Below are 12,329 nucleotides of genomic sequence, written 5' to 3' on the forward strand. Positions count from 1 at the left end.
CCGACCCCAGGCCCTACGTCTGGACCAGGACCGCGGACGAGATCCTCGAACGCCTCGCCTCATATCTGAACAGAATTCCCGACTCAGAAGACTAGCTCTCCGCCCGGTAGAAGACCTTCCCGTCCTGAGGGACGGCGCCGAGCGCCTCGTAGAAGGCAAGCGCAGCCGGGTTGGCGCGGTCCGCCGTCCACTCCACGCGCGAACATCCGGCCTTGTCGGCGACTGCCCGGAGTGCTCGCATCAACGCGCCTGCCACACCTTGACGTCGCGCGGTCTCGCGTACGAACAGCTCCTTCAGGTACAGGCTGCTGTCCGCGCCGGCGGCCGGCCACAGGAACGTGTAGCTCGCGAGGCCGACCACCTGCTCACCGTCACGGGCAAGCAGCACGGTGGCCGCCGGCCGGGCGCCGAACAGGGCCGTCCGAATCCGGGCGGGGTTGCCGGGTACGGGGTCTCCGCCGTAGTACGCCTCGATCTCTCCGAGCATCTCGGAGATCACCTCAACGTCCGCCTCGGTCGCCTGCTCGATCAGCACGGCTGCCCCTCTCGCCCGCGGGCAGCGCCAGCACTTCCCGCAGCGCCCGCACCTGCTGCTCCACCGCCCTGGCAGGTCCCCAAGGTGCGTCCAAGCGCGGCACCGGCGGCTGGTCGCGTCCAGCTACTGTTCTGGTGTCGAGTCAGAACTGGAGTCAGTATGCATGCTCTCCCTCATGACCACACCGGCACACGCATCAAGCGGCTGCGCCTCGAACGCCACCTCACCCAAAGGGCGTTGGCCGACCTTTCAACGGTCCCCTACAGCACCCTCACAAAGGTCGAACAAGGCGTCACCGCTGCCACGCCGTACGTCATCGGCTGCCTCGCCCGTGCCCTCCGTGTCGATGTCGCCACGGTCACCGGCCAGCCATACGTCACCGAGCTTCGTGCGGACGAGCTGGACGTCCTGATCCGGCCCATCCGCGAGGCGCTGGACGTCTACGACCTGGGCGCGGACCCCGAGGTCACCCCGCGGGCGCACCAGCTCCTCGCCGACGATGCCGAGGCCCTGCTCGTGGCTGTCCGCGCAGGCGAGATCAAGCAGGTGGCCGGCCAACTGCCTGCGCTGATGCAGGAGTCCACTACAGCCGCGCACCTGGCGCCCGGCCGGGACGGGTGGCTGCTGCTGGCCAGCCTGTACCGGACCGCCTACGACGTCGCGTCGAAGCTGGGCTACTTCGACCTTGCTGCGCTGGCCCTGGCCCGCATGGACTGGGCGGCTGAGCGCGGTTCCGACGCCGTGTTCGGCGGCATGTACCGGTACATGCGCGCGCTCACCTACCTCCGCGACGGCGAGTACCGGACCGGGGAGCGGCTCGTCGCGCTCGGCCTCCGAACGCTGGAGCAGGCCGACCCGTCCCGGGAGCGGGAGGTCGTCACCGGGCAGCTGCACCTCGGCGCTGCGGTGATGGCCGGCCGGTCGAAGAACGCCGGTCTCGCGGAGGGGCATCTCGTGGAGGCCGAGCGGATCGCCGGCACGACGGGCGAGGCGGTCACCGTGCACCACCTGGCATTCGGCCCGACGAACGTCAAGGTGCACCGGGTCAGCGTGCTGGCCGAGCTGGACGAGTACGGGGAGGCCGCTCAGACCGGACGGGGGGTGAGTGTCCCGGCGGACTGGCCGAAGTCCCGTAGATCGCACCACTACGCCGAGCTTGCCCGGGCACAGATGTGGACGGGGGACTTCGACGCTTCGTTCCAAAACCTGTTGCGTGCGCGGAAGGCCGCGCCACAGCAGGCTCGGTATCACCAGACTGTCCGCGAGACGTATGCCGGGCTTGAGGCGGCGCGCCGCCGGCTCCCGGACTCTTTCCTGTCCTACGGCTCCTGGCTGGGCGCATCACACTGAGCGAACACTTGGCCCCGACTATCCGAAACTCCGGATAGTCGGGGCCTTGTTGTGCCCCCACCCTGGTCTCACCATCCGCTGACAAGCGCAGGGAGCACCGGCATGGACACCCCCGTAGACCCGTATTGCGAGCTCGAACATGCGCTTCTGAGCCAACGCGTAACCGACATTGCGTCGGGCCAGTCGGGCATCCTCACCGCCGTGGTCCGGGAGGCAGTCGCCGGACGTCCCGGCGGTCAGCGCCGCGTTGTGAAGCTCGCGTGGATCCGCGGCGACAACGGGATCGAGTGGACGACCTCCCCCGACAACATCGTGGCCGCCGCGTGACCGCCGTCCGGATCTGTGCGCGCTGCAACCAGACGATCCGCAGCGTCGTATGCGAGACGCTCCCCACCCACTCGGCATCCGGAGCCCGGCCGGACCGGCACGTGCACCGGGGGCCGTGCCCTCCCCTGCCGGCCGATGACGTCGAGGCGGTGGTCCGGCAGATCCTCGCCGACGAACTCGACCGCATGGACAGGGATCTCCGCCGGTCCATGAACCCCACGCCCGCCCGGGCCACCGACCATCTCATCGGCGGCGCCACCGCGAGGGGCGTCCACGCGACCGGCGGCATCCTCGCTCGCCGGCTCCGGGACCTGGACGAGCTGCCGGCCGCCACGGCCAAGAGCATCGCCGCCTGGGATGCCGCCGCCACGGAGGATCCGCCGGATCTGGGCGCCCCGGAAGGCTGGGACTATGCCGCCCGGCTCGCCCCCATGGCCCTGGACCTCCTGGAGCATGTCCGCACCCTGCTGCCCTACTAGAGTGCCGTGACCCCCAAGGATTCGTCCTGCATCCGAGCGGGAACGCCGCAGGGGGCGGACCGACGTTGCAGTCGGTCCGCCCCCGCGGGACCGTTCCGGGTCAGGCGCCCAGGTGGGAGCCCTGCACCCACTCCTTCTCGCCTTCCTCGAGGCAGGAGGAGCTGTAGACCGGGCCGGCGAAGGACGGGAGGTTGTGGGGCACCGCTGCGAAGGAGGTGCACTTCGACGAGTGAGCCTTGTGGCCACCGGCGAAGTCGTCGATCTCGACGCCGTCCGCCAGAGCGGCACCGGCGCCGCCGAACAGGATGCCGGCGGCGAGGACGGACGCGGTGACAGCAGAACGAATGCGCATGACTCCCCTAAGAATCATCGGAAGGACGCGCTGGTCGATCCGCGCGTCGGCTGGTTCAACCATGCGCGGACGAGACTGGAAACGGACGTTCACTCCAATGCCCATGGCGGATCAAGGAGACATGCTCTAAGCCTTGGCCGGGTCGAGGGTGTCGGTGTCCTCCATGAAGCTCAGCATGCGGGCGTTGACCAGCTCGGGGTGGTCGAGCTGCGGGCCGTGGCCCGTTGCGGCGACGATCTCGGCGCGGGCCCCCGGGATCAGCCGCGGCACCCGCTCCAGCTGCCGCTTCGGGTGCACGAGCAGGCTGCGCTTGCCCATGACCAGGTAGAGCGGGGTGCGGATGGAGCGCAGCTCGTCCTCGGCCAGGGGCAGGGGCGCGGGGCGGCGGATCCGGAAGGCCCTGACCCCCGCCTGGATCCACGTACGCAGCTCGGGAACGACCAGGACCGGCTGCTCCAGCCAGGCGGCGAGGCGCGGGCGCAGCGCCTTGGGGGCGAAGGTGGCGAAGAGGCTCGCGAAGATCCAGACGAAGAAGCGCAGGCCGACCTTCTCCAGGCCACCGGGGTCGAGCAGGGTGACCGAGGCGAGCCGGCCGGGGCGCCGGTGTGCCTGGTTGAGTACCAGCCAGCCGCCGTAGGAGGAGCCGACCAGGTGCACCCGGTCGAGGCCGAGGGCCTCGAGCGCCTCGTCCATCCACTGGGCGGCCCGCTCGGGCTGCCACATCGGTTCGCGGTGGATGCTGCGGCCGGGGTCGCCGGGGGTGTCGAGCGCGTACACGGGGCGATCGGCGCTGAGCGCGTGGGTGTTGGGGTACCACTGGGCGGAGCAGCCGCCCGAACCGTGGATCAGGACGACCGGCGTGCGGGACTCGGCGGCGGGGTCCGTGGGGCCGTAGCGGTAGACGTGCGTGGTGCCGAAGCTCGTCTCCACGTCCGTCTCGGAGCGGATGGGCGCGCCCATCGCGTAGAGCACGTCGCAGGCGGCGAAGTACCGGTCGCGCAGGGTGTCGTTGACGTAGCGGCCGATGTCGCGGCGCGGGCGAGATCGGGGCGTGTTCTCGGGCACGGGGCACCTCCGGAATGAGCATCCGTTCTTTGTGGTACGACCGTATCATGATGGTGGTACGGCGGTATCATGAAGAATCCGGGGGGCGGAGGGAGAGTGTGGAGGGACATGCCCAAGCTTGTGGATCACGAGGAGCGGCGCGCCCAGATCGCCGAGGCGCTTGTCCGGGTCGCCGGGCGGCGCGGACTGCACGCGGTCGGGATGCGCGATGTCGCCGCCGAGGCGGGCGTCTCGCTCCGGCTCGTGCAGTACTACTTCCAGACCAAGGAGAAGCTGCTCCTCTACGGGCTCCAGCACCTCACCGACCGCTTCACCGCCCGCGTCGGCGCCCGCCTGAGCGCCGCCGGCCCGGCCCCCGGCCCGCGCGCAACCGCCGAGGCGCTGCTCGGCTCGTCCCTCCCCACCGACGAGGAGAGCCGCACCTTCCACCTCCTCTACTCCTCGTACGCCGTCCTGTCCGTGACCGACGAGGCGCTGGCCGCCCAGCCGTTCATCGACAACCCCGATGCGGCGGAGGACGCCCTGGCCGGCCTGCTCCGGCAGGCCCAGGAGGCCGGGCTGGCCGATCCCGCGGCGGACGCGCGCACCGAGGCGATCAGCCTGCTCGCCATGACCGCGACCATGGGCACCAGCATCCTGGTGGGGCAGCGGACACCGGCCGCCGCCCTCGATGTGCTCCGCTACCACCTGGACCGGTTCTTCACCGCCCCCGAGGCCTAGAGGACCTGGACCTGCGGGGTGTAGAGGATCCACCGGCCGCCGGCCGTGCGGAACTCCTGTTCCTTCGCCATGATTTCCTCCGCGTGGTTCCACGCGAACAGCAGCGCGTAGTCCGGGTACGGGGCGGCGAAGGACTCCGCCGGGCGGACCGGGATGTGGGAACCCGGAGTGAGGCGGCCCTGCTTGGCCGGGGTGGTGTCGCAGACGAACTCGATCAGCTCCGGGCCGATGCCGCAGTAGTTGGCGACCGTCGCACTCTTCGCCGTCGCCCCGTACGCCACCACCCGGCGGCCCTCCGCCCGCAGCCGGCCCAACAGCTCCGTCAGCTCCTCACGGGTCCGCCGCACCCCGGCCGCGAACCGCTCCAGGGTGGCCGGCTCGGCCAGTGCCGCCGCCTCCTCCTCCGCCAGCAGCGCGGCCACCGCCGCCGACGGGACCTGGGCGCCCTGGCGGGCCAGGGTGTAGCGGACCTCGCCGCCGTGCACCGGCAGCCGGACCACGTCCACCAGCTCGAAGCCGTGCCGGCGGGCCAGGTTGCGTACCGAGCGGGCCGTGAAGAAGTAGAAGTGCTCGTCGTAGATCTGGTCGAAGGAGGTGCGCTCCACGATCTCGCCCAGGTACGGGTCCTCGAAGACGAACACCCCCGTCGGCTTCAGCAGCGCGTCCAGCCCGCGGAAGACCGACTCCAGGTAGGGGATGTGGCACAGGGTGTTGGCCGCGTAGACCACGTCCGCCCGGCCCTCCTCGGCGGCGATCTCGCGGGCCGTGGACTCCTCGAAGAAGGCCGTCCGGACCCGGACGCCCTTCTCCCGCGCCCGGTCCGCCACCCCCGCCGACGGGTCGACGCCCAAGTGCCGGACCCCGGCTGCGGCCACGGTCGCCAGCATCACCCCGTCGTTGCAGCCGAGTTCCACCACGAAGGCGTCCGGGCCGGCTGCGTGGTCGGCCAGCAGCTGCCGCGCCGTGTCCTCGAAGTGCCCGCGCATCACCGTCGAACCGGAGGAGTGGTACGGGTAGTCCTCGTGGAACATCCGCTCCCGCGGGACCTCCTCCATCAGCTGCACCATCGTGCACTCCCCGCACAGGCCCACCGCCAGCCGGAAGAAGAACTCCCCGTCCGTCTCGCCGGGACGCGGGAAGGCATCGGAATTGGGCTGGGCGCCCAGATCGAGGAACTCGGTCAGCGGTCCGGCGCAGACACGGCAGCGAGCGGTGGTGGTCATCGGGTCTCCTGAAGGATCGCGGGTACGGGGGCGGGGATGTAGGTGGGGAGCAGGCCGCGGTCGGCCGCTTGGGCGAGGGTGACCGCCCGCCGGTCCCGGTCCGAGAGGACCGGGGTGAGGTCTGCGGGGATCGGCAGCCCGAGCGCCGGATCCAGCACGGACACGGCGAGCTCGTGCTCGGCGACGTAGCCCGTGGACAGCAGGTAGGACATGACGGTGTGGTCTTCCAGGGCCACGAAGGCGTGCCCGACCCCGGGCGGGAGGTACACCGAGCGGAAGCTCTCCCCGTCCAGCAGCACCGAGTCCCAGGTGCCGAAGGCCGGGGAGCCCACCCTCAGGTCCACCACGAAGTCCAGGGCCGCGCCGCGCGGGCAGTGGACGTACTTCTCCGTGCCCGGGGACACTGCCGTGTAGTGCACGCCCCGGACCACCCCGCGCCGCGAGACGCTCTGGCTGGCCTGCCGGACCGGGAAGAGCGGGCGGAACTCCCGCTCCTCGTAGGTGGAGACGAACAGCCCGCGGTCGTCCCGGTGCAGTTCCGGGGTGAACACAACTGCGCCGGGCACCGCCAGTTCGCGCGCCTTCACGCGAGCACCTCCAGAACCTCGCGCAGTGCCTCGATGACGTAGTCCTGGAGCTCCGGCGGCAGCGACGGGTACATCGGCAGCGAGAAGATCTCCCCGGCCAGGGCTTCCGTCACGGGCAGCGCGCCGGTCCGGTAGCCGAGGTGCGCGAAGCCGGACATGGTGTGCACCGGCCACGGGTAGCTGATGTTGAGGGAGATCCCGCGGTCCTTCAGCGCCGCCATGATCTCCGCCCGGCGCGGGTGCCGCACCACGTAGACGTAGTACGCGTGCTCGTTGCCCGGCACGGTCCGCGGCAGCACCAGGCCGGTCCCGGCCAGGCCCTCCTCGTACCGGCGGGCGACGGCCCGGCGGCCCGCCACGTACGCGTCCAGCCGGCCCAGCTTGCGGCGCAGGATCTCGGCCTGGAGTTCGTCGAGCCGGCTGTTGTGGCCGGGGGTCTCGACGACGTAGTACCGCTCCTCCATGCCGTAGTAGCGCAGCCGGCGCAGCCGCCGGTCGATCTCCGGGTCGGAGGTGAGGACCGCACCGCCGTCGCCGTACGCGCCCAGCACCTTGGTCGGGTAGAAGGAGAACGCGGCGGCATCGCCCATGGTGCCCGCGGGCCGGCCGCGGTGGCGGGCGCCATGGGCCTGGGCGCAGTCCTCCAGGACGGCCAGGCCGTGCTCGGCGGCCAGCCGGCCGATGGCGTCCATGTCCACGCACTGCCCGTAGAGGTGGACGGGCAGCAGGCAGCGGGTCCGGTCGGTGAGCGCGGCCTCGATCCGGCCGGTGTCCATGAGGAAGTCCTCCTCGCGGACGTCGACGAACACGGGGACGGCGCCGACCGCGTCGATGGCCAGCACCGTCGGCGCGGCCGTGTTGGAGACGGTGATCACCTCGTCACCCGGGCCGATGCCGAGGGCCTGCAGGGCGAGTTTGATCGCGTTGGTGCCGTTGTCCACGCCCACGCAGTGCGCGGCACCGTGGTAGGCGGCGAACTCCGCCTCGAAACCCTGCACGCTCGCGCCGAGGACGAGCTGCCCGGAGGAGAACACGGTCTCGACGGCGTCGAGGATGTCCTCGCGTTCGGCCTCGTACTCCCGGAGGTAGTCCCAGACGTAGGTGGTCATGCGCGGTCGTCCTTTCCAGGGTTTCCAGGGATTCCAGGGGTGCCGCCGGTCAGGGCGGCGGCGGTACGGGCGAGGCCTTCCGGCAGCGGGACCCGCGGGGCCCAGCCGGTGGCGGTGCGGAAGGGGGCCGGGTCGGCGGTGACGTCCCGGAAGTCGGCGGCGGCGGCGTACGGGGGCGCCTCGACGCGGAGCACCGGCACCGGCGGCCGGCCGGTCCGGGCGGCCACCACGCCGGCCAGGGCGTGGAAGACCTCGCCCAGCGGGAGGCTGTCGCCGGTGCCGACGTCCCAGTGGGTGCCGGCCAGGGCGTCGGCGTGGCCGAGCGCCGCGGCGAAGGCGGCGGCGGCGTCCCGGACGTACAGCAGGTCGCGGCGGACCGTGCCGTCGTGCCAGAGGGTGATCGGGTCGCCGGCCGCGGCCCGCCGGGCCATGGCCGAGACGACTCCGCGGTCGGCAGCGCCAGCGCCGGTCGTCGCCGGGCCGTAGACGGTGGGCAGCCGCAGGCTGATCCCGCGGACGGCACCGCGCGCGGTGGCCCGCTCCAGGACCTGCTCGGCGGCCCGCTTCCCGCGCTCGTACGGGGTCGGGGCGCCGGGCCCGCACGGCGGGACGGTGGAGGCGAACAGCACCACGGGCGGCGGCCCGCCGGGCCGGCCGGCAGCGCCGTGGCAGCCGACAGCGCCGGGCCGGCCGTCCTCGGCGCGCCCGCCGGCACCGCTGCCCCCGTCGGCCTTGGCGCGCGGGCCGGCCTCGGTGCGGCGGCCGGTGCCACCGCGCCCGGCGCGCCCGTCGGCCAACGCGCCGACCAGATCTTCCATCAGGCGGGCGGCCGGGCCGTCACCGGCGGCCCGCCAGTTCGCCGTCCCGGTCCCGGACAGCTCGGCGACCAGGTGGATCACCGCATCGGATCCGGCGACGGCCTCGGCCAGGCGGCCGGGCTCGGTGACATCGGCGATACGGTGCTCCGCGCCCGGGACCTCGAGGGCCGGACGGCGGGATACGGTCCGCAACCGGGCACCATGGAGGGCGAGTTCGGCGGTCACGGCCGATCCGATGAACCCGGACGCGCCGAGCACAGTGATCAGCATGCGGCGTCCAGGCAGGCGAGCAGGGAACGGGTCTGCATGTTCACGTACGGGCCCAGGTGCAGCAGTTCCCGCAGCTGCCCGGGGGTCACCCAGCGGTAGTCCGGATGCTCCGGGCGCTCGGCGGCCGGATCGAGCTCGACGATCATGTGCCGGCTGCGCGAGTGGTGGAAGCGTCCGCCCTCGTCGGAGAGGACCGTGTCGAACCGGACCGCGTCCGGCGCCGCGCCCAGCACCTCGGCCAGGAAGGCGGGCCGGGCGGCGGCCGGCAGCAGGTCGTAGTTCTCCGGGGTGCACTGCACGGTCGGGGCGAGCTCCGGGCCGGCCGGCGCACCGGCCTCCGCCCGCAACTGCACCAGCACGTGCGGGACGCCGTCGATGCGGGTCAGCAGGAAGGCCAGGATCCCGGTGTGGCGGGGGGCGATCATCGGCTGGTCCCAGCCGCCCACCTCGCGGCCCGCGGCCTCCACCCGGACCCCGATCACCTCGAAGAACCGGCCGCTGTCATGGCCGATCCGGCCGTCGGCCCACCGCCAGCCGGCCAGCCGGTCCAGCGGCAGCCGCTCCCGCAGGCCCGCCCGGGACCGGGCCCCGGTGATCCACCCGAGGATCTCCTCGGTGCGGTGCACCGCGGGCCCCGGCTCCGCCGTCCCGCCGGGCAGGCAGGCCAGCACGGACCGGGTGTCCATGTTCACCAGGTCGTCCACAGCCAGCAGCCGGCGCAGTTCGGCGAAGGACAGCCAGCGGAAGCCGGGGGCCGGCTCCGCCGCCACAGCCGGACCGGCCGGCCCAGCCTCCACAACCATGTTCCGGTTGCGCTTGGCCAGGAACCAGGAGCCGTGCTCGGACAGCCGGAGGTCGGCCACCACCCGCTCCTGGCTCGCCCCCAAGAACTGTTCAAGGTAAGGGACTTGGGCGCCCCGGTGTACGCCGGTGTAGTTGCTGCGGGTGGCCTGCACGGTCGGGGAGAGCTGGAGCCCACCCCAGTTGCCCGGTTCCGGTTTCAGCTGGATCAGGGCATGCGGCACCCCGTCGAAGCGGGCGGTCAGCAGGCCCAGCAGGCCGGTCTCCGGCTGGTTGATGATGGGCTGCTGCCAGTGCGGCACCGGGTGGCCGGGCAGCCGTACGCCGAGCCCCTCGACGGAGAAGAACCGCCCGCTGCGGTGCCGGAGGGCGCCCGCCGCCGGATCGGTGTCCCAGTCGGCCAGGGCCTCCAGCGGGACCCGTTCGGCGCGGGTCCATATCCGCTCCCGGACCTCGGCCACCCAGTACGGGACGCCGGCGCTCACCGCAGCACGCTCCCGGCCGGCAGCACGTCCTCCAGGAAGGCCATCTGGTGCCGCATGGCGGTCCGGAAGTGGCGGGTGTAGCGCTCGGCGTGCCCGGCGGTCATGGTCGACAGCGGTACGCACAGGGACACATGGGTCTCCCGGTCCACGATCGCCAGGCCCTTCCACACGGTGCCGCCGACCGCCAGCGCGTCCTCGACAGCGGCCTCGAGCGCGCCCGTGCCGCCCTGCCAGCCGCGGGGCAGTACCAGTTCGCCGCGCTCGGCCAGTCGGCCGTACCACTCCAGCAGGTCCAGGCGGGTGGCGGCGAGTTCGCGGTCCCGGAGCCGGGCGTCGGAGAGCGCCCGGTAGGCGGCCCGGGCCTCCCGCGGGGTCTCGAACCGGGCGATCTCCTGGCTGAACTGCCGCTCCAGGCTGTGCGTCCGAGTGCGCGGGTCGTCGAGCAGGGTGACCGTACGGTCCAGCAGGGTGGTGCAGCGCTCGCCCGCGTCGGCGAACCGCAGCCACAGGTCCCAGTCCTCCAGCCCGACCGGGGACTCCCGCCAGCCGCCCACCTGCTGGGCCAGCCCGGCCACATGGCCGGCGCACGAGTTCTCGAACAGCGGGCTCATCAGCTGGATTTCGGGGTGCCAGACCAGGGAGAGCGGGTGGGCGGTGTTCGTCACCGTGCCCGCCCCGGTCATCTTCCGGGCCCGGGTGGCCACCCAGCGGGCCCCGTCCTCGAACGCCTCCCACATCCCGGCGAGATGGCCGGGCTCCCAGTGGTCGTCGTGGTCGAGGTAGGCGATGAACTCGCCGCGCGCCTCGTCCAGGGCGATGTTCGTCGGACCGGACTGGGAGCCGAACCGCCGGGTGCGCAGCAGCCGGATCCGGGAGTCCTGCGCAGCCGCCCCGGCGACCACGGCGTCCGTGTCGTCGTCGCTCGCGTCGGACACCACCAGCAGTTCCCAGTCGCGCATGCGCTGCGCCCGCACGGATTCCAGCGTCGAAAGGATTGCCTTACTGCGGTTGTACGTGGGGCAAATGACGGTGATGCGCGGTGGCATGTGGTGTGGCCTTTCCAAGCGCGACCTTTCCAAGGTCAGGTGCGACGGAGTATTGCACCGGACCGAACTCCCCCGTCCCGGGACGGGGGAGGGGCCGGAAAGGACTCTCCTTGTGGCGGGTGTGCAGTCCTCGGCAGGTCCGTAGATTTGCTGTTGTCCGGCCGAGAGGTCGGGAAACGCAAACGGAGTGAGAACATGACCGCGTATTCGGTACTCATGCCGTTCCTGCCTCGCCGGCCGGAACAGCTGCTGCCGTACGCAGCCCTGGTGGAATGGACCGATGCCCACCGGCTGTGGCAGGGACAGGCCATGCTGGTGGAGCCCTTCCAGGGATTCGCCTCCGCGGCCGGTGCCGGCTTCCGGATCCCCACCGGTATCGGCGTCACGCTGATGCCCCTGCGGCATCCGTACGAGGCCGCCCACCAGGTCCGGTCGCTGGCCCTGACCACCGGGGAATCGGTGGTCGCGGGCTTCGGGCCGGGGGGCAAGTCCTTCCAGCGCGGTCTGATGGGCGAGCCGTACGCCAGTCCGCTGACGGCGGCCCGCGAGTACCTGACCATCATGCGGGGCCTGCTCTCCGGGCAGGTCATGGACATGAAGGGCGAGTACTTCTCCTGCCACGCCGGGATGGGCCCGGCGGTGGCGCCCCGGATCGATCTCGGTCTGGGAGTGCTGCGGCCGGGGATGGCCCGGCTGGCCGGCGAGGTCGCCGACGCCGCCATCACCTGGCTGACGCCCGCCAATTACCTGGAGGGCACGGTGCTTCCGGCCATGCGGGAGGGCGCCGGCACCGCCGGACGCGGCACTCCGCGGCTGACGGCCATCGTCCCGGTGGCGCTGGACCGGCCGGGCCGGGAACCGTCGGACATGGTCATCGCCAGCAATGCGACGCATATGAAGGCACCGCATTACATCGACATGCTGCGGCAGGCCGGAATCGACATTTCCGGACTGGAACTCCCGGCAGCGGCGAAGAGAATGATCGAGGGCGGTGCATTCGTGCACGGCGATATCGACCGGGTCGTCGAACAGCTCGACGCCTATACGAAGGCCGGGGTCGAGGAAATCATTCTCAACCTGACCGGTGTCTTCAATGTCCATGGCCAGAACGCCGTCATGGACGATCTCAAGACCATTCTTTCGGCAGTTTCTCAGTAATCAG

At 71.9% G+C, this 12,329-nt stretch carries 14 protein-coding genes; 5 read left to right on the plus strand and 9 right to left on the minus strand.

Going from position 1 to position 12,329, the window contains the following annotated elements; genetic code table 11:
- Window positions 1-91: 91 nt before the first annotated feature.
- A complete protein-coding gene (locus tag ABT123_RS31650; RefSeq protein WP_351320959.1) occupies window positions 92-535 on the minus strand; it encodes a GNAT family N-acetyltransferase in 444 nt (147 codons plus the stop codon).
- A gap of 159 nt (window positions 536-694) precedes the next feature.
- On the opposite strand from ABT123_RS31650, the gene ABT123_RS31655 reads away from it, so the two are divergent.
- The 3 genes from ABT123_RS31655 to ABT123_RS31665 all read left to right on the plus strand — a co-directional run bounded on the left by ABT123_RS31655 (window position 695) and on the right by ABT123_RS31665 (window position 2,691).
- Entirely contained in the window at window positions 695-1,885 is a 1,191-nt protein-coding gene (locus tag ABT123_RS31655; protein ID WP_351320961.1) for a helix-turn-helix domain-containing protein, read from the plus strand.
- A gap of 102 nt (window positions 1,886-1,987) precedes the next feature.
- Window positions 1,988-2,212: a hypothetical protein gene (locus tag ABT123_RS31660; RefSeq protein ID WP_351320963.1), complete on the plus strand. Its 225-nt coding sequence runs from the start codon at window positions 1,988-1,990 to the stop codon at window positions 2,210-2,212.
- Entirely contained in the window at window positions 2,209-2,691 is a 483-nt protein-coding gene (locus tag ABT123_RS31665; protein ID WP_351320965.1) for a hypothetical protein, read from the plus strand. The genes ABT123_RS31660 and ABT123_RS31665 overlap by 4 nt, the downstream gene beginning before the upstream one ends.
- A 100-nt stretch (window positions 2,692-2,791) precedes the next feature.
- Here ABT123_RS31665 and ABT123_RS31670 read toward each other — a convergent pair whose 3' ends face one another.
- Both ABT123_RS31670 and ABT123_RS31675 read right to left on the minus strand, forming a co-directional pair.
- Window positions 2,792-3,043, minus strand: coding sequence for a hypothetical protein (locus tag ABT123_RS31670; protein WP_351320967.1), 252 nt, complete (start codon window positions 3,041-3,043; stop codon window positions 2,792-2,794).
- Between the two features lie 126 nt (window positions 3,044-3,169).
- Complete coding sequence (locus ABT123_RS31675) at window positions 3,170-4,108, minus strand: alpha/beta fold hydrolase (protein WP_351320969.1); 939 nt, start codon at window positions 4,106-4,108, stop codon at window positions 3,170-3,172.
- Between the two features lie 108 nt (window positions 4,109-4,216).
- Between ABT123_RS31675 and ABT123_RS31680 the strand changes: the two genes are divergently transcribed.
- Window positions 4,217-4,828 carry a TetR/AcrR family transcriptional regulator gene (locus ABT123_RS31680; protein WP_351320971.1) on the plus strand — a complete coding sequence of 204 codons (612 nt, stop codon included), beginning with the start codon at window positions 4,217-4,219 and terminating at the stop codon, window positions 4,826-4,828.
- Here ABT123_RS31680 and ABT123_RS31685 read toward each other — a convergent pair.
- Genes ABT123_RS31685 through ABT123_RS31710 form a run of 6 tightly spaced genes read right to left on the minus strand, consistent with a single transcriptional unit; the run spans window position 4,825 to window position 11,167 of the window.
- Window positions 4,825-6,051, minus strand: coding sequence for a methyltransferase domain-containing protein (locus ABT123_RS31685; RefSeq protein WP_351320973.1), 1,227 nt, complete (start codon window positions 6,049-6,051; stop codon window positions 4,825-4,827). The genes ABT123_RS31680 and ABT123_RS31685 overlap by 4 nt on opposite strands.
- Window positions 6,048-6,638: a dTDP-4-dehydrorhamnose 3,5-epimerase family protein gene (locus tag ABT123_RS31690; RefSeq protein ID WP_351320975.1), complete on the minus strand. Its 591-nt coding sequence runs from the start codon at window positions 6,636-6,638 to the stop codon at window positions 6,048-6,050. Before ABT123_RS31690 ends, ABT123_RS31685 begins: the two co-directional genes overlap by 4 nt.
- Window positions 6,635-7,747 (minus strand): DegT/DnrJ/EryC1/StrS family aminotransferase, encoded by a 1,113-nt coding sequence (locus ABT123_RS31695; RefSeq protein WP_351320977.1) that lies wholly within the window; start codon window positions 7,745-7,747, stop codon window positions 6,635-6,637. Before ABT123_RS31695 ends, ABT123_RS31690 begins: the two co-directional genes overlap by 4 nt.
- Window positions 7,744-8,835 carry an NAD-dependent epimerase/dehydratase family protein gene (locus ABT123_RS31700; protein WP_351320979.1) on the minus strand — a complete coding sequence of 364 codons (1,092 nt, stop codon included), beginning with the start codon at window positions 8,833-8,835 and terminating at the stop codon, window positions 7,744-7,746. Before ABT123_RS31700 ends, ABT123_RS31695 begins: the two co-directional genes overlap by 4 nt.
- Window positions 8,829-10,121: an NDP-hexose 2,3-dehydratase family protein gene (locus ABT123_RS31705; protein WP_351320981.1), complete on the minus strand. Its 1,293-nt coding sequence runs from the start codon at window positions 10,119-10,121 to the stop codon at window positions 8,829-8,831. The genes ABT123_RS31700 and ABT123_RS31705 overlap by 7 nt, the downstream gene beginning before the upstream one ends.
- Entirely contained in the window at window positions 10,118-11,167 is a 1,050-nt protein-coding gene (locus ABT123_RS31710) for a glycosyltransferase (protein WP_351320983.1), read from the minus strand. Before ABT123_RS31710 ends, ABT123_RS31705 begins: the two co-directional genes overlap by 4 nt.
- Window positions 11,168-11,362: 195 nt before the next feature.
- On the opposite strand from ABT123_RS31710, the gene ABT123_RS31715 reads away from it, so the two are divergent.
- Window positions 11,363-12,325 (plus strand): LLM class flavin-dependent oxidoreductase, encoded by a 963-nt coding sequence (locus tag ABT123_RS31715; RefSeq protein WP_351320985.1) that lies wholly within the window; start codon window positions 11,363-11,365, stop codon window positions 12,323-12,325.
- Window positions 12,326-12,329 lie beyond the last annotated feature (4 nt).

Origin of the sequence: Streptomyces sp. NPDC002054 (genome assembly GCF_040296685.1) — a bacterium.
Taxonomy (GTDB): Bacteria; Actinomycetota; Actinomycetes; order Streptomycetales; family Streptomycetaceae; genus Streptomyces.

Coding starts and splice junctions, on each gene's coding strand:
- ABT123_RS31655 (WP_351320961.1), top strand. CDS start 695: ATGCATGCTCTCCCTCATGACCACACCGGCACACGCATCAAGCGGCTG.
- ABT123_RS31660 (WP_351320963.1), top strand. CDS start 1,988: ATGGACACCCCCGTAGACCCGTATTGCGAGCTCGAACATGCGCTTCTG.
- ABT123_RS31670 (WP_351320967.1), bottom strand. CDS start 3,043: ATGCGCATTCGTTCTGCTGTCACCGCGTCCGTCCTCGCCGCCGGCATC.
- ABT123_RS31680 (WP_351320971.1), top strand. CDS start 4,217: ATGCCCAAGCTTGTGGATCACGAGGAGCGGCGCGCCCAGATCGCCGAG.
- ABT123_RS31685 (WP_351320973.1), bottom strand. CDS start 6,051: ATGACCACCACCGCTCGCTGCCGTGTCTGCGCCGGACCGCTGACCGAG.
- ABT123_RS31695 (WP_351320977.1), bottom strand. CDS start 7,747: ATGACCACCTACGTCTGGGACTACCTCCGGGAGTACGAGGCCGAACGC.
- ABT123_RS31700 (WP_351320979.1), bottom strand. CDS start 8,835: ATGCTGATCACTGTGCTCGGCGCGTCCGGGTTCATCGGATCGGCCGTG.
- ABT123_RS31710 (WP_351320983.1), bottom strand. CDS start 11,167: ATGCCACCGCGCATCACCGTCATTTGCCCCACGTACAACCGCAGTAAG.
- ABT123_RS31715 (WP_351320985.1), top strand. CDS start 11,363: ATGACCGCGTATTCGGTACTCATGCCGTTCCTGCCTCGCCGGCCGGAA.